The sequence below is a fragment of the Ochrobactrum sp. S1502_03 genome (genome assembly GCF_044435015.1).
Taxonomy (GTDB): domain Bacteria; phylum Pseudomonadota; class Alphaproteobacteria; order Rhizobiales; family Rhizobiaceae; genus Brucella; species Brucella chromiisoli.
Window position 1 is genome coordinate 1 of sequence record NZ_JAYEXN010000090.1, and the last position, 920, is coordinate 920.

Below are 920 nucleotides of genomic sequence, written 5' to 3' on the forward strand. Positions count from 1 at the left end.
TGACGGCCACCTTCGTCCTTGGTCAGAATGTAAGCTTCTGCCTTGAACTTGGTGTGTGGCTTAACCGAACCTGGCTTGCAGAGAACCTGACCACGTTCAACGTCTTCACGGCCAATACCGCGAACCAGTGCACCGATGTTATCGCCAGCCTGGCCCTGATCGAGCAGCTTGCGGAACATTTCAACGCCGGTAACAGTCGTCTTGCCGGTGGCCTTGATGCCAACGATTTCAACTTCTTCACCAACCTTGATGATGCCGCGTTCAACACGACCGGTCACAACAGTACCACGACCCGAAATCGAGAACACGTCTTCGATTGGCATCAGGAATGGCTGATCAACTGGACGTTCTGGTGTTGGGATATAATCGTCAACAGCAGCCATCAGGTTGCGGATTGCGTCTTCGCCGAGTTCCTTCGAAGAATCTTCCAGAGCAGCGAGAGCCGAGCCCTTGATGATTGGCGTTTCATCGCCTGGGAAGTCGTACTTCGAGAGAAGTTCACGAACTTCGAGCTCTACGAGTTCGAGAAGTTCAGCATCGTCAACCTGATCGCACTTGTTCAGGAACACAACGATCGCAGGAACACCAACCTGACGAGCGAGCAGGATGTGCTCACGGGTCTGTGGCATCGGACCGTCAGCGGCCGAAACAACCAGGATCGCGCCGTCCATCTGTGCAGCACCGGTGATCATGTTCTTAACATAGTCAGCGTGGCCTGGGCAGTCGACGTGTGCGTAGTGACGAGCAGCAGTTTCATATTCAACATGCGATGTCGAAATGGTGATACCACGTGCCTTTTCTTCTGGCGCAGCGTCGATCTGGTCATACGCTTTGAAATCGCCGAAGTACTTGGTGATTGCTGCGGTCAGCGACGTTTTACCATGGTCAACGTGACCAATCGTGCCGATGTTTACGTGTGG

General features: G+C 53.6%; 1 protein-coding gene. It reads right to left on the reverse strand.

The features are described from left to right. Positions 1 to 920, reverse strand: a 920-nt coding sequence (gene tuf, locus VBH83_RS19320) for an elongation factor Tu (protein WP_396999094.1), incomplete at both ends; no start/stop codon positions are given.